At 63.5% G+C, this 25,265-nt stretch carries 23 protein-coding genes; 13 read left to right on the top strand and 10 right to left on the bottom strand.

The genetic code is table 11. The features are described 5' to 3' along the window. The first annotated feature begins 69 nt into the window (after positions 1-69). From ABIC09_RS14240 to ABIC09_RS14215, 6 genes are all read left to right on the top strand, one after another. A complete protein-coding gene (locus tag ABIC09_RS14240) occupies positions 70-1,161 on the top strand; it encodes an ABC transporter ATP-binding protein (protein ID WP_354109652.1) in 1,092 nt (363 codons plus the stop codon). Between the two features lie 348 nt (positions 1,162-1,509). Next, positions 1,510-2,460 carry a PDR/VanB family oxidoreductase gene (locus tag ABIC09_RS14235; RefSeq protein WP_354109651.1) on the top strand — a complete coding sequence of 317 codons (951 nt, stop codon included), beginning with the start codon at positions 1,510-1,512 and terminating at the stop codon, positions 2,458-2,460. 17 nt (positions 2,461-2,477) lie between these two features. Continuing rightward, a complete protein-coding gene (locus tag ABIC09_RS14230) occupies positions 2,478-3,818 on the top strand; it encodes an aromatic ring-hydroxylating dioxygenase subunit alpha (protein WP_354109650.1) in 1,341 nt (446 codons plus the stop codon). Then, a complete protein-coding gene (locus tag ABIC09_RS14225; RefSeq protein WP_354109649.1) occupies positions 3,815-4,291 on the top strand; it encodes an aromatic-ring-hydroxylating dioxygenase subunit beta in 477 nt (158 codons plus the stop codon). The genes ABIC09_RS14230 and ABIC09_RS14225 overlap by 4 nt, the downstream gene beginning before the upstream one ends. Before the next feature lie 8 nt (positions 4,292-4,299). Then, a complete protein-coding gene (locus ABIC09_RS14220; protein WP_354109648.1) occupies positions 4,300-5,910 on the top strand; it encodes an ATP-dependent acyl-CoA ligase in 1,611 nt (536 codons plus the stop codon). Between the two features lie 2 nt (positions 5,911-5,912). Beyond that, positions 5,913-6,641 (top strand): SDR family NAD(P)-dependent oxidoreductase, encoded by a 729-nt coding sequence (locus ABIC09_RS14215; protein WP_354109647.1) that lies wholly within the window; start codon positions 5,913-5,915, stop codon positions 6,639-6,641. A 4-nt stretch (positions 6,642-6,645) separates the two neighbouring features. Here ABIC09_RS14215 and ABIC09_RS14210 read toward each other — a convergent pair whose 3' ends face one another. From ABIC09_RS14210 to ABIC09_RS14195, 4 genes are read right to left on the bottom strand one after another with little or no spacing between them, the layout of a single operon-like run. Then, positions 6,646-7,128, bottom strand: a complete 483-nt coding sequence (locus ABIC09_RS14210; RefSeq protein ID WP_354109646.1) for a MarR family winged helix-turn-helix transcriptional regulator — start codon at positions 7,126-7,128, stop codon at positions 6,646-6,648. Beyond that, complete coding sequence (locus tag ABIC09_RS14205) at positions 7,128-7,619, bottom strand: MarR family winged helix-turn-helix transcriptional regulator (RefSeq protein WP_354032060.1); 492 nt, start codon at positions 7,617-7,619, stop codon at positions 7,128-7,130. Before ABIC09_RS14205 ends, ABIC09_RS14210 begins: the two co-directional genes overlap by 1 nt. Continuing rightward, complete coding sequence (locus tag ABIC09_RS14200; protein WP_354109645.1) at positions 7,616-9,181, bottom strand: indolepyruvate oxidoreductase subunit beta family protein; 1,566 nt, start codon at positions 9,179-9,181, stop codon at positions 7,616-7,618. Before ABIC09_RS14200 ends, ABIC09_RS14205 begins: the two co-directional genes overlap by 4 nt. Then, a complete protein-coding gene (locus ABIC09_RS14195; protein WP_354109644.1) occupies positions 9,178-11,337 on the bottom strand; it encodes a thiamine pyrophosphate-dependent enzyme in 2,160 nt (719 codons plus the stop codon). The genes ABIC09_RS14200 and ABIC09_RS14195 overlap by 4 nt, the downstream gene beginning before the upstream one ends. A 127-nt stretch (positions 11,338-11,464) precedes the next feature. On the opposite strand from ABIC09_RS14195, the gene ABIC09_RS14190 reads away from it, so the two are divergent. The 5 genes from ABIC09_RS14190 (at position 11,465) to ABIC09_RS14170 (ending at position 15,870) form a co-directional block, all read left to right on the top strand. Beyond that, positions 11,465-12,478 (top strand): carbon-nitrogen hydrolase family protein, encoded by a 1,014-nt coding sequence (locus tag ABIC09_RS14190; protein ID WP_354109643.1) that lies wholly within the window; start codon positions 11,465-11,467, stop codon positions 12,476-12,478. 190 nt (positions 12,479-12,668) lie between these two features. Further along, the gene (locus tag ABIC09_RS14185) at positions 12,669-13,775 is read left to right on the top strand and encodes a cupin domain-containing protein (RefSeq protein ID WP_354109642.1); all 1,107 of its coding nucleotides are present in this window, start codon (positions 12,669-12,671) and stop codon (positions 13,773-13,775) included. Positions 13,776-13,820: 45 nt separating this feature from the next. After that, positions 13,821-14,729, top strand: a complete 909-nt coding sequence (locus ABIC09_RS14180; protein WP_354109641.1) for a fumarylacetoacetate hydrolase family protein — start codon at positions 13,821-13,823, stop codon at positions 14,727-14,729. Then, a complete protein-coding gene (locus ABIC09_RS14175) occupies positions 14,729-15,166 on the top strand; it encodes an acyl-CoA thioesterase (RefSeq protein WP_354109640.1) in 438 nt (145 codons plus the stop codon). Before ABIC09_RS14180 ends, ABIC09_RS14175 begins: the two co-directional genes overlap by 1 nt. Beyond that, positions 15,163-15,870 carry a hypothetical protein gene (locus ABIC09_RS14170; RefSeq protein ID WP_354109639.1) on the top strand — a complete coding sequence of 236 codons (708 nt, stop codon included), beginning with the start codon at positions 15,163-15,165 and terminating at the stop codon, positions 15,868-15,870. Before ABIC09_RS14175 ends, ABIC09_RS14170 begins: the two co-directional genes overlap by 4 nt. A gap of 113 nt (positions 15,871-15,983) precedes the next feature. On the opposite strand, the gene ABIC09_RS14165 is transcribed toward ABIC09_RS14170, so the two are convergent. The 6 genes from ABIC09_RS14165 to ABIC09_RS14140 all read right to left on the bottom strand — a co-directional run bounded on the left by ABIC09_RS14165 (position 15,984) and on the right by ABIC09_RS14140 (position 23,385). Beyond that, complete coding sequence (locus tag ABIC09_RS14165) at positions 15,984-16,940, bottom strand: c-type cytochrome (protein WP_354109638.1); 957 nt, start codon at positions 16,938-16,940, stop codon at positions 15,984-15,986. A 220-nt stretch (positions 16,941-17,160) separates the two neighbouring features. Then, the gene (locus ABIC09_RS14160) at positions 17,161-18,327 is read right to left on the bottom strand and encodes a YncE family protein (protein WP_354109637.1); all 1,167 of its coding nucleotides are present in this window, start codon (positions 18,325-18,327) and stop codon (positions 17,161-17,163) included. 347 nt (positions 18,328-18,674) lie between these two features. Next, positions 18,675-19,388: an ABC transporter ATP-binding protein gene (locus tag ABIC09_RS14155; protein ID WP_354109636.1), complete on the bottom strand. Its 714-nt coding sequence runs from the start codon at positions 19,386-19,388 to the stop codon at positions 18,675-18,677. Beyond that, on the bottom strand, positions 19,385-21,154 hold the full coding sequence (locus ABIC09_RS14150) for a branched-chain amino acid ABC transporter ATP-binding protein/permease (RefSeq protein WP_354109635.1): 1,770 nt from the start codon (positions 21,152-21,154) through the stop codon (positions 19,385-19,387). Before ABIC09_RS14150 ends, ABIC09_RS14155 begins: the two co-directional genes overlap by 4 nt. Continuing rightward, positions 21,151-22,194 (bottom strand): branched-chain amino acid ABC transporter permease, encoded by a 1,044-nt coding sequence (locus ABIC09_RS14145; RefSeq protein WP_354109634.1) that lies wholly within the window; start codon positions 22,192-22,194, stop codon positions 21,151-21,153. The genes ABIC09_RS14150 and ABIC09_RS14145 overlap by 4 nt, the downstream gene beginning before the upstream one ends. Before the next feature lie 42 nt (positions 22,195-22,236). Then, entirely contained in the window at positions 22,237-23,385 is a 1,149-nt protein-coding gene (locus ABIC09_RS14140) for an ABC transporter substrate-binding protein (RefSeq protein ID WP_354109633.1), read from the bottom strand. Positions 23,386-24,020: 635 nt separating this feature from the next. Between ABIC09_RS14140 and ABIC09_RS14135 the strand changes: the two genes are divergently transcribed. Both ABIC09_RS14135 and ABIC09_RS14130 read left to right on the top strand, forming a co-directional pair. Beyond that, positions 24,021-24,830, top strand: coding sequence for an aspartate/glutamate racemase family protein (locus tag ABIC09_RS14135; RefSeq protein WP_354032070.1), 810 nt, complete (start codon positions 24,021-24,023; stop codon positions 24,828-24,830). A gap of 3 nt (positions 24,831-24,833) precedes the next feature. Continuing rightward, positions 24,834-25,262, top strand: coding sequence for an organic hydroperoxide resistance protein (locus tag ABIC09_RS14130; protein WP_354109632.1), 429 nt, complete (start codon positions 24,834-24,836; stop codon positions 25,260-25,262). Positions 25,263-25,265 lie beyond the last annotated feature (3 nt).

Here is a 25,265-nt window from a genome sequence, read left to right as displayed (position 1 = left end):
CCCCGGATGATGCGTAAGCATCATCCGGGCTTTGTTGGCCGTCGATATAAGGGACGGAAAAAGGAATCCATGGCGCACGTCGAGATCGAAAACGTCAGCAAGGTATATGGGCCCTACAAGATCATCGAGGGGCTCGATCTGAACGTAGCCGACGAGGAATTCGTCGTGCTTGTCGGCCCGTCCGGCTGCGGCAAGACCACGACGTTACGCATGATTGCAGGGCTGGAGGCGGTCACCAGCGGAAACATCCGCATCGGCAGCCGCGACGTGACGCAGTTGCGCCCGGGCTTGCGCAATTGTGCGATGGTGTTCCAGAACTATGCGCTCTATCCACATATGACGGTCGGGGAGAACATCGGCTACGGCATGAAGGTGCGGGGCGACTCACGCGCCAGCATCGCGAAAGCAGTCCAGGACGTGGCACGGGTTCTCGAGCTCGAGCAATATCTGGACCGCCGGCCTAAGCAGCTCTCAGGCGGACAGCGTCAGCGCGTGGCGATCGGCCGTGCCATCGTGCGCAGCCCGGACGTGTTTCTGTTCGACGAGCCATTGTCAAACCTCGACGCCAAGCTCCGCATCGAGATGCGGACCGAGATCAAGGCACTGCACCGCCGTCTCGCCAAGACGATCGTCTATGTCACGCACGATCAGGTCGAGGCGATGACCATGGCGGATCGCGTCGTGGTGATGAATCGCGGCCGGATCGAGCAGGCGGCCGACCCGATCACGATCTACGAGAAGCCCAGCAATCTCTTCGTCGCGGGATTCATGGGCGCACCCAGCATGAATTTTATCCATGGCGAGATTGCCGCTCGCGACGGCGCGCTGGTCTTCAGCGAGCCGTCGGGTACGGTGCTGAAATTGCCGAAGTCCCGCGAGGCGGCCTATGCCGGGAGCGTCGGCAAGCCGGTTGTGCTCGGCGTGCGGCCCGACCATGTGCTGCGGCAAGATGCGCCGATGGGCTCATCGATCCGCTTGATGGTGAAAGACGTGGAGCCGCTCGGGCCGCATACGCTGGTGATCGGAACCGTAGGCGCATTTCCGTTCACGGCTCAGATGCCGGTCGGTGTCGCCGCCGCGCCGGATCGCTTCATAGACGTCGCTCTTGATCTGGAGCGAACGCACCTTTTCGACAAGGTTTCAGGGAAGGCCATTTCCTAGCCTGCGGTTTTCGCGGGCGTTGCGGGTCAAGCTCCCGGTCGACACCACCAACCTGGACAGCGTCTATCCGACCAATGTGGTGCGTCGAAAAGATCTGGTTTCGATGCGCATGGCGCACAGCTATCGTGGGCTGATCAGTGGTGCCGCAAGCAACTACTGAACCAGGAAAAGGAATCCGACCAGGGATTTAGGACTGAAGGGCTCCAGGCTTTTCAATCGCTTAGGGGCAACGTGCGCAGGAACGTGTGCACCGGACTGCAATCCGGACCTGCACCTGTACTGACGATTGACAGGCAATTATTACATGTCTAAAAATATGCAAATACATATAATTTGTGAGATGCCTAAATGGACGCGCATCCGCTTAAGCTCAAGGTGAGATCGTATGCCGCGGAGACGCCGTTCATACGGGGCCTTGTGTTTGACGTGGAGGACGGCGTCGTGCCGCGATGGCAGGCGGGCGCACATATCCGCGTGGCGCTTCCGAATGGAGGAGACCGGCCGTACTCGTTGATGGCTTTGCCCGGCCGCCCCGAGGGTACGCTGGCGCTCGGGGTGCTGCGCGAGGAGGCTTCAAGCGGCGGTTCGCAATTCATGCATGCGCTGAAGATCGGCGATGTCGTGCAGGCGAGTGCGCCGGTCAACAATTTTCGTCTGCATGAGAACGCGGCGCCCGCGCTGCTGTTTGCCGGCGGCATCGGTGTCACGCCGATCCTGTCGATGGCGGCAGAGCTCACCGCCCGCGCAACTCCGTTTCGCCTGCACTATTCGGGACGCACGCAAGGGCTGTTGGCGTTCGTGCCGCATCTCCAGGAGATTTGCGCCAAGAGTCTGTCCATTCACTACGACGGTGACGAGTCCCGCCTGGACATCGCAATCGCGCTCGGCGATGCAGCCGCAAGCTCCCACATCTACGTCTGCGGTCCGGCGGGCATGATCGAAGCGGTGAGAGCGGCTGCGCTTGCCGCGAGCATTCCGGCCGACCGCATCCACTACGAGCTCTTCAAGGCGGAGCAGCCGTCCTCGCCCGACAGGCCGTTCGAGGTCGAGCTCAAGTCGACCGGGCAGGTGGTCAGCGTCGCGGCCGGTCAGACCATCATCCAGGCGCTGCAGGCTGCGGGTCTCGACGTGCTCTACGACTGCCAGCGCGGCGATTGCGGCATCTGCCAGTGCGGCGTGATCGAAGGGGTGCCCGACCATCGCGACGTCATCCTCAGCGATGACGAGAAGGCCTCCAACAAGGTCATGCAGATCTGCGTGTCACGCGCGAAATCGGAACGTCTGGTGCTGGATCTATGAGGGAGGCGAGGGACGCCATGGCGAAATACGGACGGAATGCCCACGCGGTTGCGGCGCTGGTGCGCGACGCCGAGGTGCACCGCGACGTCTATGTCGACCCCGAGGTCTTCGAGCTCGAGATGGAGCACCTGTTCCCGAACAGCTGGGTCTATGTCGGGCATGCGAGCCAGCTTGCAAAGCCCGGCGATTTCATCACCGCCAATATCGGCCGGCAGCCGGTGCTGGCGAGCCGCCATAGCGACGGCTCCATCCACGTCTTCTACAACCGCTGTCCGCACAAGGGCGTGAAGATCGCGTCCGAGCCCTGCGGCAACACCGGAAAGTTCTTCCGCTGCCCCTATCACGCCTGGTCTTTCAAGACCGATGGATCGCTGCTCGCGATCCCGCTCAAGAAGGGCTACGAGGGCACCGGCTTTGGCGACACCCAGGCCAATGGGGGGCTGTCGAAAGTCAGGAACGTCGTGATCTATCGCGATTTCATCTTCGCGCGACTGAGCGACAACGGCGTGTCCTTCGAGGACTATTTCGGCGAGAGCCTTTCGACCATCGACAACATGGTCGACCGCTCCCCGGAGGGCAAGCTCGCCGTCGTGGCCACGCCGATCCGCTACATGCATACCTGCAACTGGAAGATGCTGGTCGAGAACCAGACCGACACGTGTCATCCGATGGTCGCGCATGAGAGCTCGGCCGGCACCGCGGTCAAGGTCTGGAAGCGCGAGCAAGGCTGCTCCACGGAGACGCCGATGGCGGTGCAGCTCTACGGTCCCTTCATGAACCCGTACGAGTTCTACGAGCAGAGCGGCATCAGGATCTGGCCGAACGGCCATGGCCACACCGGCGTCGCCAACTCCATCCATTCGAACTATTCGGATATCCCGGGCTATCTCGACCAGATGGTCGCGGCTCACGGTGAGACGCGGGCGCACGAAATTCTCGGCGAGGTCAGGCACAACACCGTGTATTTTCCCAACATCATGGTGAAGGGAGCCGTCCAGATCCTGCGCAACTTCATCCCGATCGCGGTCGACAGGACGCTGGTCGAGAGCTGGGTCTATCGTCTGGTCGGCGCGCCCGACAAGCTCTACGAGCGCGCGCTGATGTACAACCGTTTCATCAATGCGCCGACCTCGATCGTCGGCCACGACGATCTGGAGATGTACGAGCGGGCGCAGGAAGGGCTGAAGTCCAACGGCAATCAATGGGTCAATCTACGGCGGCTCTACGAGAGCAATGAAGAGCAGAACGTCACCGCCGTCATCAACGGCACCTCCGAGCGCCAGATGCGGAACCAGTTTCATGCCTGGGCCAAGTTCATGACCATGGACATGGACAAGCACATCGAGGCCGCCGAATGATCACCGAGAAGACGATCGCCGACCTGATCTACCAGGAGGCCGAATTTCTCGACACGATGCAATGGCAGGCGTGGCTCGAGCTGTTTCACCCCGAGGGGCGTTACTGGATGCCGCTGGAATGGCAGCAGCAGGATCCGGTGCTCCAGCCGTCGCTGATGTACGAGGACCTGCTGCTGCTCAAGGTGCGGGTCGAGCGTCTCACCGGCGAGCGAACCTTCAGCCAGAAGCCGAAGAGCCGCTGCCACCATCTGCTCCAGGCGCCGCAGATCGTGGCCTGCGACACCGCTGCCGGCGTGTTCAAGGCGCGGACGTCCTACATCTACACCGAGACCCGCGGCGACATGCTGGAGCGCTATTCGGGCTGGGCGTCGCACGAATTCGTAGAGGTCGGTGACGCCCTGAAGATCAAGCTCAAGCGCGTCGATCTCGTCAATTTTGATGCGCCGTTCGGCAACATCCAGCTCTTCATGTGAGTAATGCCTTGACCGCTACAGTCTACGCCCGCTTCCGTGAAACCGCGCTGCGCCGAGGCGAGGCGGGCTTCCTCAACGTGCTGCCGGAGACGGCCGGCATCTACGGCATCGCGGCAGGTGAGATCTCCTATCGCGCCATGCTCGATCGGGTCGAGCACTGGCGGTCGGCATTTGCGAGCCGAGGCTATGGCGAGGGCCACAGGGTCGGGTTGCTGCTCCAGAACCGGCCGGTGTTCATCGAGCTGTGGTTTGCGCTGAACGCACTCGGCGTGTCCGTCGTGCCGATCAATCCGGATCTGCGGATGAGCGAGCTCGAATACATCATTGCGCATTCCGAGATGAACGCGGCGTTCGTCCTCGCCGAGCGGCGCGGCGAGGTCGAGACCGCGGCGCATCAGGCGGGTCGACCGATTCCAGTCGTGACCGACCGTGACGATATCCCCGCGCCCTTCGGTGGGGCGCGACCTTCGACCGTGGGAGGCGAGGCGAGCGAATGCGCGCTGCTCTACACGTCGGGGACAACAGGCCAGCCCAAGGGCTGCGTGCTCACCAACACCTATTTCCTGCATTCCGGCAACTGGTATCGCGATGTCGGTGGGCTGATTGACCTCAAGGCAGACGGCGAGCGCATGATCACGCCACTGCCGCTGTTTCACATGAACGCGATGGCAGTGTCGCTGATGGCGATGCTGTCGGTCGGCGGCAGCCTGACCATGCTCGATCGCTTCCACCCGCGCACCTGGTGGGCTTCCGTCCGCGACAGCCGCGCCACCTGCCTGCATTATCTCGGGGTGATGCCCTCGATGCTGATGAGTGCGCCGCCTTCGGAGCAGGACCGCGCACACACCGTGCGCTTCGGCTTCGGCGCCGGCGTCGACAAGCTTCTGCATGCGCCATTCGAGCAGCGCTTCGGCTTTCCGCTGCTCGAGGCCTGGGCGATGACGGAGACCGGAAGCGGTGGCGTCATCGCCGCCAATGTCGAGCCGCGCAAGATCGGCACCAGTTGCTTCGGCCGCCCGGCGCCCGAAATCGACGTTCGTATCGTCGACGACAGCGGCAACGATGCGCCGGTGGGAATGCCGGGCGAGCTGCTGGTGCGGCGGGGCGGTGCGGATCCGCGCTACGGCTTCTTCCGCGGGTACCTGAAGAACCCGGAAGCGACCGCCGAGGCGTGGGACGGCGGCTGGTTGCACACTGGCGATATCGTATCGCGCGATGCGGACGGCGATCTCCATTTCGTCGATCGCAAGAAGAACGTGATCCGGCGATCCGGCGAGAACATTGCCGCAGTCGAGGTCGAGTCCGTCCTCAACCGCCATCCCGCGATCCGGCAGGCCGCGGTTGCGGCCACGCCCGATCAGGTGCGCGGCGACGAAGTTGCAGCGGTCATCATCACCGAGCAGGCCGGCGCTGATCGTGCGGTCGCCGAAGAGATCGTGCGCTGGAGCCTGGTGCAGATGGCCTATTACAAGGCGCCGGGCTGGATCTGCTTCGTCGACAGCCTGCCGCTGACCGCAACCGAGAAGATCCAGCGCGCCGGGCTGAAGGATGTTGTCGCAAGGCTAATGCGCGATGGCGCCTTCTTCGATCTGCGCGACCTCAAGAAGCGGCAGGTTTGACCATGAGCGAGACCCGCACGACACTCATCACCGGCGGCAATTCGGGGATCGGCGAGGCGCTGGCGAAAAAGCTCCTCGAGCGCGGGCAGCGCGTGGTCTCGGTCGGGCTGGAGAAGCCAACCTGGACGCATGATCTGCTAGCGGCCTATTGCGCTGATCTCTCCTCCATCGAGGCGACACGCGCGATCGCGCAAAAAATCTGCCGGGATCACGCCGTCGACCGCCTCGTGCACAATGCCGGCGTGATCCTGCCGAACCTGCTGCCGGACGCCAAGCCGGAAGACGTTCTGATGCTGGCGCAGCTGCACCTGGGCGCGCCGATGCTGCTGACCCAGGCCGCGCTGGAAGGGATGCGTGCGCGCCGCTTCGGGCGCATCGTGTTCGTCTCTTCGCGCGCCGCAATGGGCGCGGCGACGCGCTCGGCCTATTCGGCCACCAAGGCCGGCGTGCATGGCATGGCGCGGACCTGGGCGCTGGAGCTTGCCGCGAGCGGCATCACCGTGAATGTCGTCGCACCGGGGCCGATCCTGACCGACAATTTCTGGGGCATCGTCCCAAAGGGCTCCGAGCAGCAGGAGCGGATGGCGCGCAATGTCCCGGTCGGGCGGCTCGGTTCGCGCGAGGATGTCGCGCACGCGATCGAGTTCTTCCTCGACGACCGCTCCGATTTCGTCACCGGCCAGGTGCTCTATGTCTGCGGCGGCACCAGCCTTGTCGGCCTCGGTCCATAGTTCTTCAGATCTGGTTCTGGCGGATATTCTCGACCATCTTGGCCAGCACCCGCGCACAGACCTCGATGTCATCAGGCTCGATGCCTTCGATCAGCTTGTCGTAGTTGTTCGCCATGATCGGCCAGATCTTGCGCAGCAGCGCTTCGCCCTCGGGCGTCAGTCCCACGACGCGGCGGCGCTGGTCTTCCTCGGCGATCTCGCGCTTGACGAGGCCCGACGACACCATGGACTCGACCATGCGGCTCGCGGTCGACTGCTCGGTCACCGCGAGAACGGCGACCTCGTTGACGGTGAGGGTCTTGTAGATGAACAGGACCGACAGCGTCCGGAATACGACATTGTTGACGCCGTGCTCGCTCAGGTCGCGGTTCTGATCGAGGTTCCAGCGATTGGCGAGCCGGTTGAACAGATACGGGATGTAGGTTTGCAGCTGGTCCCTTGTCCTGGGCGGACCCGACTTCCACCTGCTCTTGGATTCTCTGGCCATTATCTCTTGCGACTTTGCTTCTTGGTCTCGGTATGAAGTTTTGAAGAAAGCGATTTTAGCACGGACAGCGCGCCGTCCAGCTCCCGGGCCGAAACGTTCTCGAGCCGTTTGCCGAGATGCTTCTTGTGGACGTCGGCGGCCTTCCTGAACAGCGCTTCGCCTTTCGGCGTCAGGCGCACGATGAAGGACCGCCGGTCCTCGCTCGACATCTCCCTGCTGATGAGGCCGTCGGCGAGCAGACGCTGCACCAGCCCCGAGACATTGCCGCCGGTGACTTTCAGGTTCTGCGACAATTGCCCGAGCGCGAGGCCGTCCCTGCAACGATCGAGCTGGGCCAGCACGTCGAATTTTGCGAGCGACAGGCCGAACTCGGAGTTCAACATCGCACTCAGCGACGCGAACAGCTCGCCATGCAGCGACAGCAATTGCAGCCAGAGCCGGGTTTCAATCTGCCCAGGGACGGGAACAATGTTCTCTTTGAGTGCTGTCATGCAAAAGTCTTGATGGTCTGGATCACGCCGTCGAGCTCCTTGCCGGCGCTGTCCTTCAGCGCGGCCTCCCGCAGGCGGCGCGCCCAGTCGGCGGCATCGTCGCGTCGCTCGACCAGCTTGATGGCCGCGAGCGTCCGGTCGAATTTCGACAGGCCTCTGGCGTGTGTATCGGAATAGCCTTTCACCAGGCGTCGGCATTGCAGGATCTCGACGCCGAGCTGGTAATTGGTACCGACCGCGTCGGTTGCGGCCTTGAGCCATCCGTCCCGGTGCGCCGTCTCGATGACGTGACGCAGCGAGCGGCGGCGCAGGCCGCGCAGTCCGCCCACGACATAGAGCGCAAGGAACCAGGGCAGCGAGTAGGTCCGCACCCGGCGTCCCCGGTTGACGCGGCGATCGAGCCAGCCGAGCAGGCGCGGCCTGGTGCCAAGCCAGCGGCCAAAACCCGCGGGCAGCATGCCCATGACCTCCTCCATGCGGGGATGCATGAATTCGGTGGTCTGGAGCACTTGGCCCTGCGACATCTCGAGCTCGCTCTCGATGCGCGCGCGGCGACCGGCGCGCGTCTTGAGGTCGGCGACGCGGATGACGTCGTCATAGCTCATGGCGTTGGCCAGGTATTTTGCCGCGGCCTGCGTGAAGGCATAAGCGTGCGCGCCACCGCCGGCGTTTCGGTCGGCCACGTGCAACGTCTTGAGGATGTCGAGATATTCGCCGCCATAGGCGACGTCCTGGAAGTCGACCACCTTCCGCAAGCCCGCGCGTGCCATAGCGAGCGCGGGTTCGGGCAGCTCCTGATTCAATCTCGCGACGAGGCCGGCGAGATCCGGATCGCGCGTTGCGGGAGAAGCGGCGTTGTCGGCCTGTCTGGCTTGCGCGGGCGCGGCAACGTCGGCGGCGCCGGTCTTGACCCGGTCAAAGGCGGCCTCGAAAGTCTCGATGCTGGCCTTCGCACCTTTCCCACCTGCGCGGATGACGTCGAGATAGCTGTCGCGGCTGAACGGCAGCACACCGGCCGCCGCGAGCGCGCCGAACATCGCGGCCGAGATGACGCTGCCATGGGCGATCGCCAGCGCGTTCAGATCGAAGATGATCTCGGTCTTGGCGGCAACCCCGATGGCGCCGGTGACGGCACCGCCATCGGCAATGCCGTTGCCCGGCGTGATCTTCTCGCCGATCGCAAACGACCGGTGGTTGGAGGCGATCAGCGTGGTGCGATCCGGCGTCACGAGGCCGCGCAGGATGGATCGGCCGGCCTCCATGAACTCCGCGGCCATCACCACGTCGACGTCGCCGGGTGTCGGCATCAGCGACAGGATCGGCTTGCGGCCATCGAGCGGCGGCATCGCCTCGATGTAGTAGATCGTCGCGCCGGTGCGCTGGGCGACGCCGGGCACCGAAGTCGATTGCGCGACCCAGCCGTGGTTTTCGGCAAGCTGGACGATCCAGTCGGTCAGGACACCGCCGCCCTGGCCGCCCATCGCGACGATCGCGAGCGAGATCGGCCGCTCGGTTGCCTCGCCGGCGGCGGGAAGGGCCAGCCGGACCGTCTCGTCTCTCATGCCAGCGCCTCGAGCGCGGGACGACGCCGGTCGCGCCGCCGCTGCAGCCAGCCGATCACGGTCATGGCGACCTTCGATTTGAAGCTGTCCCAGCGCGTCGGATTGTGAATGACGTCGGCACGATAGAACGAGGGGCAGAGCACGGCGGCTTCCGCGACCTCGCCGCAATTGCCGCAGCCGACGCAGGAATTGTCGATCGCCGCGACCGGATCGTCGCGCAAGGGATCGTCGAGCTGCTTCACCGACAGCGACGGGCAGCCGGAGAGCCGGATGCAGGCGTGATCGCCGGTGCAGATGTCCTCGTCGACGCCGAAGCGCTCCTTGACGGTGCGCAATCCGTCCTTGATCGCCTTGTTGATCTGCGGCTTCACGCGGCGCTGCTTGTTCAGCATGCATTCGGAGGAGGCGACGATGACCTTGGGACCTTCGTCCTTGGTCGTCAGCGCCTCCTTCAGCGTGTCGCGCATCTTGCCGACGTCGTAGGTGCGGTCGAGCTGGCGCACCCATTGGCCGCCGATGCCCTTCACGGCCTTGACGATGGAGTTATTGGTGTCGCGCCGCTTGTTGGTCGCGCGCGAGGACAGGATGTCCTGCCCGCCGGTCGCCGAAGTGTAGAAATTATCGACGATAACGAAGACGCCGTCATGCTTGTTGAACACGGCATTGCCGATGCCGCTGGTCAATCCGTTGTGCCAGAAGCCGCCGTCGCCCATCACCGCGATCGAGCGCTTGTCGGCCTTGACGTTGAAGGCCGAGGTCGAGGCCGGACCGAGGCCGAAGCCCATCGTGGTCGCGCCGATATTGAAGGGCGGCAGGATCGAGAACAGATGGCAGCCGATGTCGGCCGAGACGTGGTGCTGGCCGAGCTCTTCCTCGACGAGCTTCATCGCCGCGAAGATCGGCCGCTCCGGGCAGCCGGTGCAGAGTCCGGGCGGGCGCGCCGGCACCACCTGCTTGAGCTTCTCGACCGCGGGGTGTTTGAGCACGGGCGACGCATCCGGCGCCGGCGGGCGGTTGCCGAGCAGCCGCGGCTCGGTCTTCTCCAGAAACTCCCTGACGCCGCCGAGCAGAACCTGCGCGGTGTAGTCGCCGCCCATCGGCAGCACGTCCTTGCCATGGACGCGCGCCTGGATGTCCTTGCGCCGCAGGACCGTGTTGATGGCCTGCTCCAGATATTCCGGCTGGCCTTCCTCGACGATCAGGACGGCCTCCTTGCCGGCACAGAACTCCGCAACCTCGGTGTCGATCACGGGGTAGGTGACGTTCATGACGTAGAGCGGGACTTGCGTGTTGCCATAGGCATCCGACAGCCCGAGATATTGCAGCGCGCGGATGACATTGTTGTACATCCCGCCCTGCATGATGATGCCGACCTTGCCCTGCGTCGGCCCCATCCACTCATTCAACTTGTTGTCGCGGACGAATCCAACAGCCGCGGGCATCCGCGTCTTGATCTTTTCCTGCTCATGCTCATAGGCCGCCGGCGGCAGCACGATGCGGTTGACGTCGCGCCTGGGATTGTTGAGCGCATCCTTGATGGTGTGCGCCGGCTTGCGGTTGTCCTTGCAGGCAAAGGTCCCATGCATGTGACAGGCGCGAACACGTACCTCGAGCATGACAGGCGTGTTCGAGAATTCGGAGAGCTCAAAACCCTTCTCGATCAGATTAACGATGCACTCATGATCGGGGCGGGGATCGAGCAGCCAGATCTGCGATTTCATCGCAAACGCGTGGGTGCGCTCCTGCATGATGGAGGAGCCCTCGCCATAGTCCTCGCCGACGATGATCATGGTGCCGCCGGTGACGCCGCCCGAGGCGAGATTGGCGAGCGCGTCCGAGGCGACATTGGTGCCGACGGTGGATTTCCACGCCACCGCGCCGCGCAGGGGATACATCACCGACGCCGACAGCATCGCCGCCGCGGCCGCCTCGTTGGCGGAGCTCTGGAACACGACGCCGAGATCGTCGAGCACGTCCTTGGCGTCGGCGAGCACGTCCATCAGGTGCGAGATCGGCGAGCCCTGATAGCCGCCGACATAGGCGACGCCGGATTGCAGCAGCGCCTTGGTGATGGCGAGGATGCCTTCGCCGCGGAACGTGTCGCCATCGCCGAGCCGGAGATCCTCGACCTCGCGAGCAAAAGACCGTTCAGCCATTGCACCCTCCAGAAATATGCGATAGCATACGTTTACATGTGAAGTAAGTCAACGCCGCGCCATGCTATCACGCTTGCGGGCTTCTGCTCCGACAAGGCGGTCATGAGCCGGCGACAGGGTAGGGCCAATGCTGAAGCTGCCTCGCTTTAGAGCTGCTGCCGTCCAGGCTTCACCTGTCTATCTCAACCCGGGTGCGACAGCCGACAAGGCGGCATCACTGGTCCGTGAAGCCGCAGCCAATGGCGCGAAGCTCGTCGCGTTCCCCGAGGTGTTCGTTCCCGGCTATCCCTACTGGAACTGGATCACCGATCCCGTCACCGGCAGCGCATGGTTCGAGAAGCTCGCCAAGGCATCGGTGCTGGTGCCGGGTCCGGAGATCGATGTCGTCCGCAAAGCGGCGCGCGATTGCGCCTGCTACGTCGTGCTCGGCGTCAACGAGCGCAGCCCGGTGTCGCTGGGCGCGATCTACAATACAATGGTTTTCATCGGGCCGGATGGCGCGTTGCTTGGCAAGCACCGCAAGCTGGTCCCGACTTGGGCAGAGAAGCTGACCTGGACCGGCGGTGATGGATCGAGCCTGCGCGTCTATGATACCGAGATCGGGCGACTGGGAGGCCTTGCCTGCGGCGAGAACACCAACACGCTCGCGCGCTTTGCGCTGTTGGGTCAGGGCGAGCTCGTGCATGTCGCCAGCTACATCTCGCTTCCGGTCGCGCCCCCCGACTACGACATGGCGGAGGCGATCAAGTTGCGCGCGATTGCACATTCCTTTGAAGGCAAGATTTTTACGGTCGTCTCCTGCTCGACGGTGTCGGAGCAGATCATCACGACGATGGAGACCGTTGTTCCCGACGCACGCGCGCGTTTGCAGCGGAAGTCGAGTGCCTTCTCCGGCATCATCGGGCCGGATGGCCGCGTGGTCGGCGATGCCCTGATCGACGACGAAGGCATCGTCTATGCCGACATCGACTTGGAGCGCTGTATCCAGCCGAAGCAGATGCATGACATCGTCGGGCACTACAACCGGTTCGACATCTTTGATCTCAGGATCAACCGGCGTCCGCTGGCGCCGCTGGACCTCGCCGATGGTGATGCCATCGAGCAGGCGAGCTTCTCGTCGATACCACCCAAATCGGAATGATGGGGATGGTTGTTGGGAATGGTAGCACCACAAACTCGTCATGCCCGGGCTTGTCCCGGGCATCCACGTTCTTTGTGCCGCGCGAAAGGTCGTGGATGGCCGGGACAAGCCCGGCCATGACGATGTGGAGACATTCGCGTGCAAATTCATCATGCTTGGTTGAAGCCACTTGACGGACTTGGAGGACAGGATGCGCGAGAACGTCGTCGGCCGGGCCAATGTCGAGGACACGCCCGAGCTCAAGGCCTACTACAAGGACCTCGAAAAGCACGAGGCCGGCGCGCTGTGGACGGTCGCCAACAAGATCGAGCCGTGGGCGCCGCAATCGGCCTCCGTTCCCGTGCTCTGGCGCTACAACGATCTGCGCGAGCACGTGCTGCGCTCGGTCGAGCTGGTCTCGCCGGAAAAGGCGGGGCGGCGGGTGATCTATCTCAACAATCCCGGCCGCCGCGACGTCTCGGCCGCGGTCGGCTGGCTCTATTCGGGATTGCAGGTGATGCATCCCGGTGAGGTCGCGACCGCGCACGCGCATTCTGCTTCAGCCCTGCGCTTCATCATGGAAGGATCCGGTGCCTACACCATCGTCGACGGTCACAAGATGACGCTGGGGGCGCGGGATTTCGTGCTGACGCCGAACGGCACCTGGCACGAGCATGGTGTCGAAGCCAACGGCTCGGTCTGCATCTGGCAGGATGGCCTCGATATCCCCCTGGTCAACGCGCTGGAAGCCAACTTCTTCGCGGTCCATCCCAAGGTTCAGCAGGAAGAGTCCGGCTATCCCGTCGACGACATGACCAAAACCTGGGGCAATCCCGGTCTTCGCCCGGCCGACTCGAAATGGTCGAAGGGCTATTCCCCGATGTTCAAATACGAGTGGGAGCCGACCTACGAATCCTTGCGCAAATATGCGGACGCAAGCGACGGATCGCCCTATGACGGCATTCTCATGAACTACGTCAATCCGATCACCGGCGGGCACGTGATGCAGACGATCGGCGCCAGCATGCAGTTGCTGCGGCCGGGCGAACGAACGAAGTCGCACCGCCACACCGGCAGCTTTATCTATCAGGTCGCCAAGGGTCGCGGCTATTCGGTGATCGGCGGCAAGCGTTTCGAGTGGCAGGAGCGCGACATCTTCTGCGTTCCGTCCTGGGCCTGGCATGAGCACGGCAACGCCTCGGAGAACGAGGATGCCTGCCTGTTCTGCTTCAACGATCTGCCTGTCATCGAAGGCCTCGGCTTCTACCGGGAAGAGGCCTATGGCGACAATGCCGGTCACCAGCCGGTCGCTGCCTGACGTACCTCCAGCAGAATTCAACCGAAACAGCCGGATAGAGATTCGATGCGCCTTGTTACCTACACCTTGGGCTCCAGCGGTGCCCGCCTCGGGGTCCTCGTTGATGGCTTGGTTGTGGACGTCGAACGCCTCGGTGCGTCGCATGGCCTTGCATGGCCGAGCGACATGCTGTCGTTGATCGACAACAGCGTGACGCTGCTGCCGGCGTTGAGGGATAAGCTCGACAGTGCCGATGGGCGCCTGCCGGCCGGCGCCGCCGTTCCGGTCGAGGATGTGAAGCTGCAGGCTCCGATCCCGCGGCCGCGCAAGAACATCTTCGGCATCGGGCTGAACTACCGTGCGCACGTCGCAGAGTCCGCCAGGAGCCTGGATACGGACAAGGATCTGCCGAAGCAGCCGGTCGTCTTCTCCAAGCCGCCGACCTCGGTGATCGGTCCGGGCGGCGCGATCCAGCACAACGCGAAGATGACGCAGCAGCTCGACTGGGAGGTCGAGCTCGCCGTCATCATCGGCAAGACCGCGACCCGCGTCGCGACCGGGAAGGCGATGGGCCACGTCTTCGGCTATTCGGTGATGATCGACATTTCCGCGCGCGACAATCGCCGCGCCGGCCAGTGGATCTTCTCCAAGGGCATGGACACCTATGCGCCGTTCGGCCCGTGCATCGTGACCGCGGACGAGATTCCCAACCCGCATGACCTGCGGCTCTGGCTGACCAAGAACGGGATCATGAAGCAGGACTCCAATACCAAATACATGATCTTCGACATTCCGGTTCTGATATCGGACATTTCATCGGGCATGACGCTGGAGCCGGGCGACATCATCGCGACCGGAACGCCCGAAGGCGTCGGCGCCGGCATGAGCCCGCAGGAATGGCTGTGGCCGGGTGACGTGGTGGAGGCAGGGGTCGACGGCGTCGGTGTCATCAGGCACCCGGTCGTTGCGATCTGATGACGATTTTCTCGTTCGATCGCGAGCTCAGGTTCGGAGACTGCGATCCCTCGGGCATCGCGTACTTCCCCTCCTACCTGAACATCCTCAATGGCGTCGTCGAAGACTTTTGGGCGGCAATCGGTTTTCCATGGCCGGAACTGATCATGGTCCGAAAGATCGGGACGCCGACGGTGCACCTGACCTGCGACTTCTCCTGGCCATCGATGTTCGGCGATCTCCTGACGTTCAAGTTGCGGATCGGCCGGGTCGGCGGATCGTCTCTCCATTTGGAGCACGTGGTCTCGGGCGCGACCGGCATGCGCTGGCGTGCGCGTCAGATCCTTGCCGCGACCTCGCTTGTCGATCATCATGCGATTCCATGGCCCGATGATGTACGCACAGCGCTTTTGGCGCATCTGCATGTCGATGAGGAAGCTGAAGCAACGCCATCATGATCTCCTTGTTCATGACATTCTCCGATCCGGCAGGCGAACGGCGGGTTAGACCGGACGCACTGGACGCCGCCGCCGTGCTGGTCGGGGCGGTCCCGCAGATGACCGAGGGCCTGCTGTTCACGCCGCTGGATCAATCGGTCGATCATCCCTACAAGGCTGACGGTTTTGGACCAGCCTTCGCGCTCCAATTGCGGTTTCCGGACCTGCTCGCTTGCGAAGCCGCGCTGGATCGCGGCGGAGCGCTCGCCAGCCTCGCGACCGGCGGCGGATTATCGAGCTTCACCGGATTGGACGTCACCCACCAGGTGATGCTGACGCGCGCGTTTCCCGTCGATGTCGCCGAACATCCGGCGGGAACGACAACTCCGTGCAGTTACCTCGTCCACTATCCCGGGCCAGCCGAGGACATGAACGCCTGGAACCTGCATTATCTGGAGCACCATCCGTCGATCATGCGGACCTTCCCGAACGTCCGCCAGATCGAGATCTACACCCGCATCGATTGGATCGACCGGCTGCCGTCGCAGCGCGTCGAGTACATGCAACGCAACAAGCTGGTGTTCGACAGCCCGCAAGCCCTCGCGCATGCGCTCGGCTCCGACGTGATCCAGCGCATGCGCGCGGACTTCGTAAAATTCCCGCCGTTCGCGGGCGGCAACAAGCATTTTCCGATGCTGACGCGGGTGGTTGTGTCCAGGCCTTAGATGGCCGAGAGCGCGAAAAACAAAGTCAGATTTCAGACGTAAGTCACAGGTCACGGCACTTCCGAAGAAGGGCCACAGGAGAAACGGCGTGATTTCCGCATCAGCGGCTCGGATTATGGTGAGAGCGACGCCACGTAGGCAGCCAGGGCGATCATATCGTTCTGTGACAGCTTTTCCACGGTCGGTTTCATCAGAGAGCTTGCGCTTGCCACGCGCCCCCCATTCTGGAACTCGTAGAGCTGGCGCACGATGTAGGTCGGTGAGCGACCGGCAATTGCGGGAATGTTGCCAGCGCCTTTCAACTCCGGACCGTGGCAGACACTGCAGGAAACGGTTGTTCCAGATCCGCCGGTCTTCGCAAGTGTTTCTCCCCTTGCCAAGCTTCCAACCGGTACATAGGCGGTGAAGGTCGCTCGCGAGTCTCGGAGCTCGAACTGATCTACATCGTCCGGCATCTCGACGATGCGCGAGCCAAGGCTTTCGGAGCCACCCTCGGGGCTTTTGACGTAGAACAAGCGGGATGGCCCTGTCTTTGGAATGCTCTCGCTTTCGACGACTTTGATAATCCGCCTGGGCTTCTGCGCAGCGAAATACTCGGCCGCAGCATGCACCTCGGGGTCGGTCATGGCTTTGACTGACGCCATCATCAATTGTGTGGAGGGTCTTTCTGGCCCTGACATCTTTCGCGCGCCACTTTTAAGATCAGCCAGCTGCTGAACGAGATAGCTTTCCGGCAAGCCCGCGAGACTTGCATTTTCAGGACCGCCGGTCCCTTCGACGCGGTGGCACGATCCGCAAGCGCGGACATCCGGCTTCCGCCCGTTGGCAACGATCTCCGGCATGACCGGATGGTCACCCGGATGCCAATCAGGCGCAAAGAAAAGGTCCCGCGCCTGCTTCCAGCTGAACGTGGCGCTACTGCCGGCGAGTTGACTGGGCTTGTCGTCAGCCGGGGGCACCTTGACGGTCGGGTCCCACAAGAACGCCCAAGTCGGAAGCCCATTCTGCGCCAAGGCAGCGGTTGCTGTGAGGACTATGGTTGCCAACAGCGTCGACAGAAACAACTTCATGGCAATAAACCCCGCAAATGATATCGAATAAGCTCAGCGAAAAGCAAAAAAGGAAACTTAGCACTTCCGAGCCGGCGGTTCAGGCGTTCCTGGACGAAGGCCGCAAAGAGTAAGAGCCGCACGCGGGCTGCCGGGCTCGTCTGGCCCGTAACCATCGGCGCGGCTCGGCGGCGGCAGCGCTCTTCCATGCTTCCGAGCCGGCGCAGGGGTGACGCGTGGTCTACCGCGCCGGCGCGCGCATGGATGCGGGCTGGCCTGGCAGCTTTAGCCTTGAACCTCCGACTTCGGTGAGCTTCCCGCCGGCGAGCTGAAACACCTGCAGGTCCTTTTCGAAATAGTTGGCCACGTACAGGTAATCGCTGTTCGCGCTGTAGACGACGCCTTCCGGCAGGCCGCCGAGCGGCGCGCGCGCCGTCACCGTCAGCTTGCCATCGGTCCCGATGGACATCAGCACGAGTTCGCCGACCTTGGTCTTGAACCAGTCGCTGTCCTTGGCCGCAGTGCCGAGCAGGAGCGGGGTGGCCGCGGTCTTTCCATCGGGCGCGATCGCGAAGCCTTCCGGTCCGGTCCCAGGGCTCATCACATCGACCACGTGGGGATGCGGGCCGGTCGCATCGATAATCACCTCGGCGTCGGCGTTGTTCTTCTGTGCGCCGGTGTTCGAGGCGATGACGTATTTGCCGTCCGGGGTGATGTCGATGTTGTAGGGATTGAGGGCCGATGGAATGTCCATCGACTTGTCGTACGTCACCTTTTCTCCATCGATCGCCAGCACGCCGATCTTGTTGACGAGATTCATGCAGACGAAAGCGCGCTTGCCGTCGGGTGCGATGACAACGGCGGCAGCCTGCTGCTCCAGCGGGACCTCGCCGACTGGTTTGACCGTCGAGCCCTGAATCGAGACGACGGAAACACTCTTGCCGTCCCGGTTGGCGATCAACGCGAGGTCGCCCTTCCTGGAAATCGAGAGGCCGGACGGCTGCCGTCCTACGGTCACCGTGTCGATCAGTTTCGGCGGCTCGGCGGCGAGATCAATGACGTACAGCTTGTCGTCGGGGACTGATTTCCAGGCGTCGCCGTCCTGGACGTGGACCACGGAATTGGCGACCAGGCCGAGCTTGCCGTCCGGTGTGATCTGCAGGTTGGTTGGCGGCCCGAGCAGGGAATTCGTGAGCGGCAGGCTGGCACGGATCCTGGGTTTGGCGGGGTCGGAGACATCCACGACAATGACGGCGTCATTGCCTGGAGCGCCGTTGGTCGGGCCATCGGGACCATAGGTAATCTTGTTGTCGAGTCCGATCAGGATATCGTTGGTTCCGGCGATTGCCGAACTGTTGGCGGCAAGGCCAACCAGGCACGTGGCACACAGGGCACTGCGCAAGTTCATGGCGATTTCCCTCCGCCGGTCCATTCTGAAAGCCGGTTGCTCTACCTTACCGTGCGCCGCTTACGGCTGCTAATTATTCACGCGCCGAGACGAAATGTAATCGCCAGAATTCAATACATGGAAGAGCAAGTTCGGCGGGCAGACGCACCTTCAGTTGGCGGTGCAAGCCACCTCCATGTGCGGCGATGATGGCATTGTGCCACTGTTTTGCCCGACGGATCAAGTGGATTTCGTAAAATCCGCATGTCAGCGATTAAGCCATTGATATCGCTGTCGCCGGCTACTGTGCATGGGGTTGTTTTCGATTGTTTTGTTGCGCGGGCCGCCGGGTGTGATCCCGGCCCGCTCTAATGTCCGCCGAGATAGGCCGTGATCAGCCTGGGATCGTGGATCAGATCCTTGGCGGGGCCGGACTGCACGACCTCGCCCGTCTCGAGCACGTAGCCGTAGTCGGCCGTCTCCAGCGCGGCGCGGGCGTTCTGCTCGACCAAGAGGATCGAGACGCCGAGATCGCGCAGCGATGCGATGGTGCGGAAGATCTCGCGCACGATCAGCGGCGCAAGGCCGAGGCTCGGCTCGTCCAGCATCAGCAGTTTCGGCTTGGCCATCAGCGCGCGTCCCAGTGCGAGCATCTGGCGCTCGCCGCCTGAGAGGGTGCCGGCGGCCTGGCGCTGCCGCTCCTTCAGGCGCGGAAAGCGATCATAGACCTCGCCCAGTGTCTTCTGCACGCCGGAGCGGTCGCGCAAGCTGTAGGAGCCGAGCAGGAGATTGTCCGCGACCGACATGTCGGAGAACAGTTCGCGCTTCTCCGGCACCAGGCACAGCCGGCGCTCGACGCGGTCCTCGACCGACATCCTGCCGATGTCGTTGCCTTGGAAGACGAGGCGGCCGCGCGAGGCGAGCAGCCCGATGGCGGCCATCAAGAGCGTGGTCTTGCCGGCGCCGTTCGGGCCGATGACGGTGACGATCTGGCCTTCCTCGATCGACAGCGACACGTTACGAACCGCTTCGACATTGTCGTAGCAGACGGTCACGTCCGTCATGGAAAACATTCCGCTCACGCGACGCCTCCGAGATAGGCCTCTTGAACCCGCTCGTCGCTGCGGATCGCCGCTGGTGCGCCTTCGCAGAGCTTTGAGCCGAAATCGAGCACCACGATGCGGTCGACCAGCGACATCACGAACTCCATGTCGTGCTCGACGATCAGGATGGTCAGGTGATCCGCTCGCAGCGACCTGAGCAGCTCCGCAAGCCGCAGCTTCTCCTGGCGGCGAAGTCCCGCCGCAGGCTCGTCCAGCACCAGCAGCGCCGGGTCGGCGGCCAGCGCACGCGCGATCTCGAGGATGCGCTGGTTGCCGAGCGGCAAATTGCCCGCGAGCTCGAACGGCTTTTCGCCGAGCCCGACGCGTTCGAGCTGCATCAGCGCCTCGTGCCGCGCACTGGCCTCCTCACGCTGGTTGAGGCGGAAGGCGCCGGCGAGCAGGCCGCTGCGGGTGCGGGCGTAGGTGCCGAGCATCACGTTTTCCAGCAGGCTCATGCGCGGCCTCAGCTTCACATGCTGGAAGGTCCGCGCGACACCGGCTTTGGCGATGCGGGATTGTGCATCATGCGTGATGGGGCGCCCCGCAAAGACGATCTCGCCCTTGTTGACCCTGAGCGCGCCGGTCAGGCAGTTGAACATCGTGCTCTTGCCGGCGCCGTTCGGGCCGATGACGGCAAGGATCTCGCCGGACCGTACTTCGAAGCTGACATCGTTGACCGCAACCAGGCCGCCGAACCGGCGCTCGGCGCTATCGACCTTCAGAAGCAGCTCGCCCGGCGTCGGTTGCGCGCGGCGGGGCAGCGGCAGCGCCGGCTGCGGCCGCTCGCGCTTGATCTTCGGCAGGTAGCGCGCAACGAACGGCACGATGCCCTGCCGCGCCCATTGCAGGAACAGGATGAACAATGCGGAGAAGGCGACGATCTCGAGCTGCCCCGAGGCGCCCTTGGCGATCAGCGGCAGATAATCCTGCACGCTGTTCTTGAGCAGGGTGACAACGGCTGCACCGACGACACCGCCGAGCAGGCTGCCGGCGCCGCCGACCATCGACATCATCAGATATTCGATGCCCATGCCGGCATCGAACGGGCCCGGGCTGATGAAGCGGCTCATATGAGCGTAGAGCCACCCCGAGAGCGAGGCCAGGAAGGCTGCGATCACGAAGGTCACGAGCTTGATCTGGAACGCGTTGATGCCGAGGCTCTCGACCAGCGTGTTGCCGCCGCGGAGCGCGCGCATGGCACGGCCGAGCCTGGAGTCCAGCAAATTGTATCCGAGCAGGAGGACCGCGGCGACGATGCCCCAGATCAGGAAATAAATCTGACTGCTTGAGACCAGCGCAAATGGACCGAAGCTGATCGGCGGGATCGACGAGATGCCGTTGAAGCGGCCGAGCCCCTCGACGTTGCCGAACAGGAAGCCGATCGCAAGGCCCCACGCGACGGTCGAGAGCGACAGGAAATGCCCCTGAAGCCGCAAGGTGACGACGCCGAGGATGGCCGCGACAGCGCAGGTCATCGCAACGCCAAAGACGAGGCCGAGCCACGGCGAATACCCGTTCAATGCGGAGACCCAGGCGGTGGCATAGGCCGCGATGCCCACGAAGGCGGCCTGTCCGAACGACACGATGCCGCCGACGCCGGTGAGGAGCGCGAGCCCGATCGCGACCAGCGAATAGATCCCGATATAGTTCATCAGCGTGATGCTGAAGGGGCTGAGGACGAAGGGCGCGAGTGCGAGGCACACCACGGCCGCCATCGCGGTAAGCTGAATATGGAACCGCGTCATTCCTCGATCTCCTCGTCGGAATGCAGCGAGGCGAGGGATCGCCAGATCAGGATCGGGATCAGCAGCGAGAACACGATGACGTCCTTCAGCGCGCTGCTCTCGAAGGACGCAAAGCTTTCGAGGAGGCCGACGCCGACGGCGCCGATCGCCGCACCGGGATAGCTGGTCATGCCGCCGACGATGGCGCCGACGAAGGCCTTGAGGCCGATCAGAAAGCCGGAATCGTAGAACACGGTATTCACAGGCGCGATCAGGATTCCGGAGACGCCCGCCATCAACGACCCCAGCAGATAGGCGATGGTACCGGCGCGGGCGGGCCGGATCCCCATCAGGCGGGAGCCGGTCCGGTTCACGGCGGTGGCGCGCAGCGATTTTCCGACCAGCGTGAAGTCGAAGAAGAGATAGAGGAGGCCAGAGAAGACAAGGGCCGCGATCACGATCAGCATGGTCTGGCCCGAGACCAGCACGCCGGCGAACTCGGTCGAGAGCGACGTCAGCGGTTCGGTCCTGACACCTTCAGGTCCGAAGAACAGCAGCCCCAGGCCGACCAGTGCGAAATGCAGAGCGACGGAGACCGTCAGCAGCAATAGCACCGTTCCGTCTGCGATCGGACGGAACACGATCCGATCCAGCAGCGGGGCGATCGGCGTGATCAGCATCAAGGCAAGCACGAGCCTGACGGCGAGCGGCGGCTCGGCGCGCATCGCCAGCCAGGCGAGGCCAACCACGGCAAGCGGAAGCGCGAGATAGAACAAGAGCGCGCGTGGCAGCAAGCGAAGCTCGCCGGAGCGGACCATCGAGATGATCTCGATCAGCGTCGCAAGGCAGGCCAGGATGACGACCAGCGCTCCCGTGCCCGGAAAGCGCTTCGCATCGAGGGCGGCCAGCGTCAGCGCGGTGAACGCGGCGATGTCGCCAAAGGGAATGAAGATGACCCGCGTCACCGTGAAGATGAGGACGGTCCCGATCGCCACCAGCGCATAGACTGCGCCGGTGGCGATCCCGTCGATCGCAAGGATGACTGCGATGTCGCTCGTCATTGAGACGCCGTTCCTCCGCCCTGACTGTCTGCCGCCTTCAGACTACGGCGCATATTTCCAGGCGCCGCCGCTCAGGCGCACCACGACGAGCGAGCGCTCGTCGACGCCGGTCACTGAGCCCGGCTTGAAGTTATAGACGGCATGCACGCCCGGCAGCTCCTTGGTGCTGAGGATCGCGTCCCGCAGCGCCGTGCGGAACTCCGCGGTTCCAGGCTTCGCGGTCTTGAGCGCGCGCTCGGCGGCGTTGGCGAAAATCAGCCAGGCATCGAAGGAGTAGGCGGAGAAGCCGTCGGTGGTCGGGATGTTATGGGTCTTCTGGTAGACGCTGCGGAAATCCAGCGCGATCTTCTTGGCGAAGTGCTCATCGGGAAGTTGCTCGGCGACGATCACGGGGCCTGCGGAGACCTGGATGCCGTCAGCGGCCTTGCCGCCGACGTTGACGAAGTCCGGATTGACCAGCGCCACCGTGCCGTAAGTGTTGCCCTTGAAGCCGCGGTCGGCGAGGCTGAGGAGAGGCAGCGCGCCTTGCGTCCCCGAGCCGCCGTCCAGCACGGCGTCCGGCCGGGCGGCAAGCACCTTCAGGATCTGTGCAGTGACGGAGGTGTCGGTACGGGCGTATCGCTCGTTGGTCTGGATCTTGATGTCACCGGCGGCTTCGGCTGCCTTGGCGCCGTTGTAGACGAGGTCGCCCCATGCGTCGGAGAAGCCGATATAGCCGATATTCTTTATGCCATCGCGCTTCATGCGGTCGGCGACGATCTTGACGAGCAGGGAGGCCGGCTGCGGCACCGACACCACCCACTGCTCGGGAGTTTCCGGCAGCTTGCCGATCGGCGAGACCGCGATCATCGGCACTTTCAGCTCGCTCGCCACCGCCGCCATCGCGATGGTCGAGGGGGCGGTCGCGGTGCCGATCAGCAGGTCGACCTTCTCTTCTTCCACGAGCTTGCGCGCATTGCGGGTCGCGGCCGACGGGTCGGAGCCGTCGTCGAGCTGGATCAGGCGAATGGTCTCGCCGTTGATGGTCTTCTTGTATTCATAGGCCGCATTGATGCCGCGCCCATAGGGGATTCCGATCGACGATCCGTTGCCGCTGAGCGAGGTGACGAAACCGATGGTGATGTCGGCCTGCGCGGCCGGAGCTGCGAAGACACCGGCGACAAGTGCAAACAGGCTCAGAGTCTTGCGCATTTGCGTTCTCCTCCGTTGATGCTGGATAGGAATGCTTCAAAGCTGCCGTGCGGGGAGCTTGAACGACGAATGAACCGATTGAAAGCATTGCTGTTTGCGCCGAAATCCGGGCGCGACCGAAGTGAGTTTGTCGGCCGGGCGTCAGCTGCCATGATGTTGCTTGCCGCTCGAACAACGGGCCCACCGGCAAATGCGGGCGGGACTTTTCTGGAGCGATGAAAGGTCGTTGCCGCGGCCGCGATCCGCAACCGGCGACGCTGCTGCAACTGCCGGCTGCTTGAGCACGGCGACTGTCCACACGATTGAGTCTCTCAAAATCGGTGCCCTGCAACATCATTGTCATGGCCACCGGTCCCTGACCGGCGAGGAATTACTTAAAGCCTAAAGTATTGCCGGTGGCGCCGTCAACACGTGTCACGGGGCTGTCAGAAAAAAATGTTGCTGCATACAATTTCGTCAGTGTGCGGCGTTTCTTTGCTGCTCGACCGGACAAAAAAGGCCGTGCTCGCCTTGCCGTGACGGCGCGAGCCGCCGGCGCTGCCGCGCGCATTTGACGCGTGAATTAGTTTATGGTTGAAATATATTCATCGGCAGCCGACGACCGATCCTCCGACCACCGCTTGAGGAGAAGGACGATGCGCATCTTCTGGCAGAGCTTCGTTGATGCGAGCGTCAACGCGCCCTACATGGCGCGGCTGTCGGAATACCTCAACAACATCGCTGCATCAGGCACGACGGTTCACGTCGAGGGCATTACGCCGCCGGACCGGGAGTTCGGACGGCTTGCCGAACTGCGCTGCGCCGTCCAGGCGATCGATAACGGCATCGCGGCGGAGGAGGGCGGGTTCGACGCCTTCGTCATGGGGCATTTCCAGGATCCCGGACTCTACGAGCTGCGCTCGGCGCTCGACATTCCCGTGATCGGGACCGGCGAGGCGACGCTGCTCGCGGCCTCGCAGCTCGGTCGGCGGCTCGGCCTTGTGACGCTCGATCCCGTCTTCGAGGTCTGGCACTACGAGCAGGCAGAGCGTTACGGTCTCCGTGATCGGGTGGTCCACGTGACCGGTCTTGGCTGCAAGCCGGAGGATTTCGCCGATGCGTTCGCCGGAGACGCTGCCGCGCAAGCTCGCATGATCGAGGATTTTGTCGCCTGCGCACGTCCGCTGATCGAGCGCGGCGCGGACGTCGTGATCCCGGCCGGCGTCTTGCCAGGCCTTTTGATCGGGAAAGAGCATGGCCTGAAGGTCGGCCACGCGCCGGTGGTCAACTGCGCGGCGGTGGCGCTGAAGAGTGCCGAGATGTGGGTGCAGCTTCGGCAGCTCAACGGCACCGAGCCCAGCCGCGGGCCGAGCTTCAAGCGGGCCAATGCCCAGGCGCGCGCCGATTTCCGCGCGTTGCTCGCGCGTAACAGTCGCTCGTCCTCGAAAACTATTCCTGGAGAATAAGTCATGATGACTCCCGAAAAGATCCTGTACGAGACCGAGGTGACGGCGACCGGAGGACGGGATGGCAAGGCCGCCAGCGCCGACGGTCTTTTGTCGGTGTCGCTGTCCTTGCCGAAATCGATGGGCGGCTCCGGCGGCGAGGGCACAAATCCCGAGCAGCTCTTTGCGGCCGGCTACGCCGCGTGCTTTCTCGGTGCGGTCAAGCTCGTCGCGCGGACGCGGAAGGTTGTGCCCTCTGCCGAGCCTTCCGTGACTGCGAAGGTCGCGATGGGGCCGGTTCCCGTCGGATACGCGCTGGCTGTCGAGCTGAAAGTCAATTTGCCAGGTGTCGAAAAACCGGTGGCCGAAGAGGTCGTCGCCGGCGCGCACGAGCGCTGCCCCTATTCGAACGCAACCCGAGGCAATATTGACGTGAAACTGACGGTGGTCTGAGGA

The sequence above is a fragment of the Bradyrhizobium sp. S3.12.5 genome, assembly GCF_040548225.1.
Taxonomy (GTDB): domain Bacteria; phylum Pseudomonadota; class Alphaproteobacteria; order Rhizobiales; family Xanthobacteraceae; genus Bradyrhizobium; species Bradyrhizobium cytisi.
This window is presented reverse-complemented; position numbering and strand designations above follow the sequence as displayed.

Bases quoted from the DNA above. Each gene is read 5' to 3' on its own strand.
- ABIC09_RS14165 (WP_354109638.1), bottom strand. From the start codon at position 16,940: ATGAAGTTGTTTCTGTCGACGCTGTTGGCAACCATAGTCCTCACAGCA.
- ABIC09_RS14200 (WP_354109645.1), bottom strand. From the start codon at position 9,181: ATGAGAGACGAGACGGTCCGGCTGGCCCTTCCCGCCGCCGGCGAGGCA.
- ABIC09_RS14205 (WP_354032060.1), bottom strand. From the start codon at position 7,619: ATGACAGCACTCAAAGAGAACATTGTTCCCGTCCCTGGGCAGATTGAA.
- ABIC09_RS14210 (WP_354109646.1), bottom strand. From the start codon at position 7,128: ATGGCCAGAGAATCCAAGAGCAGGTGGAAGTCGGGTCCGCCCAGGACA.
- ABIC09_RS14150 (WP_354109635.1), bottom strand. From the start codon at position 21,154: ATGACGCGGTTCCATATTCAGCTTACCGCGATGGCGGCCGTGGTGTGC.
- ABIC09_RS14175 (WP_354109640.1), top strand. From the start codon at position 14,729: ATGACGATTTTCTCGTTCGATCGCGAGCTCAGGTTCGGAGACTGCGAT.
- ABIC09_RS14140 (WP_354109633.1), bottom strand. From the start codon at position 23,385: ATGCGCAAGACTCTGAGCCTGTTTGCACTTGTCGCCGGTGTCTTCGCA.
- ABIC09_RS14130 (WP_354109632.1), top strand. From the start codon at position 24,834: ATGATGACTCCCGAAAAGATCCTGTACGAGACCGAGGTGACGGCGACC.
- ABIC09_RS14235 (WP_354109651.1), top strand. From the start codon at position 1,510: ATGGACGCGCATCCGCTTAAGCTCAAGGTGAGATCGTATGCCGCGGAG.
- ABIC09_RS14240 (WP_354109652.1), top strand. From the start codon at position 70: ATGGCGCACGTCGAGATCGAAAACGTCAGCAAGGTATATGGGCCCTAC.
- ABIC09_RS14170 (WP_354109639.1), top strand. From the start codon at position 15,163: ATGATCTCCTTGTTCATGACATTCTCCGATCCGGCAGGCGAACGGCGG.
- ABIC09_RS14160 (WP_354109637.1), bottom strand. From the start codon at position 18,327: ATGAACTTGCGCAGTGCCCTGTGTGCCACGTGCCTGGTTGGCCTTGCC.
- ABIC09_RS14190 (WP_354109643.1), top strand. From the start codon at position 11,465: ATGCTGAAGCTGCCTCGCTTTAGAGCTGCTGCCGTCCAGGCTTCACCT.
- ABIC09_RS14145 (WP_354109634.1), bottom strand. From the start codon at position 22,194: ATGACGAGCGACATCGCAGTCATCCTTGCGATCGACGGGATCGCCACC.
- ABIC09_RS14230 (WP_354109650.1), top strand. From the start codon at position 2,478: ATGGCGAAATACGGACGGAATGCCCACGCGGTTGCGGCGCTGGTGCGC.
- ABIC09_RS14215 (WP_354109647.1), top strand. From the start codon at position 5,913: ATGAGCGAGACCCGCACGACACTCATCACCGGCGGCAATTCGGGGATC.
- ABIC09_RS14180 (WP_354109641.1), top strand. From the start codon at position 13,821: ATGCGCCTTGTTACCTACACCTTGGGCTCCAGCGGTGCCCGCCTCGGG.
- ABIC09_RS14225 (WP_354109649.1), top strand. From the start codon at position 3,815: ATGATCACCGAGAAGACGATCGCCGACCTGATCTACCAGGAGGCCGAA.
- ABIC09_RS14195 (WP_354109644.1), bottom strand. From the start codon at position 11,337: ATGGCTGAACGGTCTTTTGCTCGCGAGGTCGAGGATCTCCGGCTCGGC.
- ABIC09_RS14135 (WP_354032070.1), top strand. From the start codon at position 24,021: ATGCGCATCTTCTGGCAGAGCTTCGTTGATGCGAGCGTCAACGCGCCC.
- ABIC09_RS14185 (WP_354109642.1), top strand. From the start codon at position 12,669: ATGCGCGAGAACGTCGTCGGCCGGGCCAATGTCGAGGACACGCCCGAG.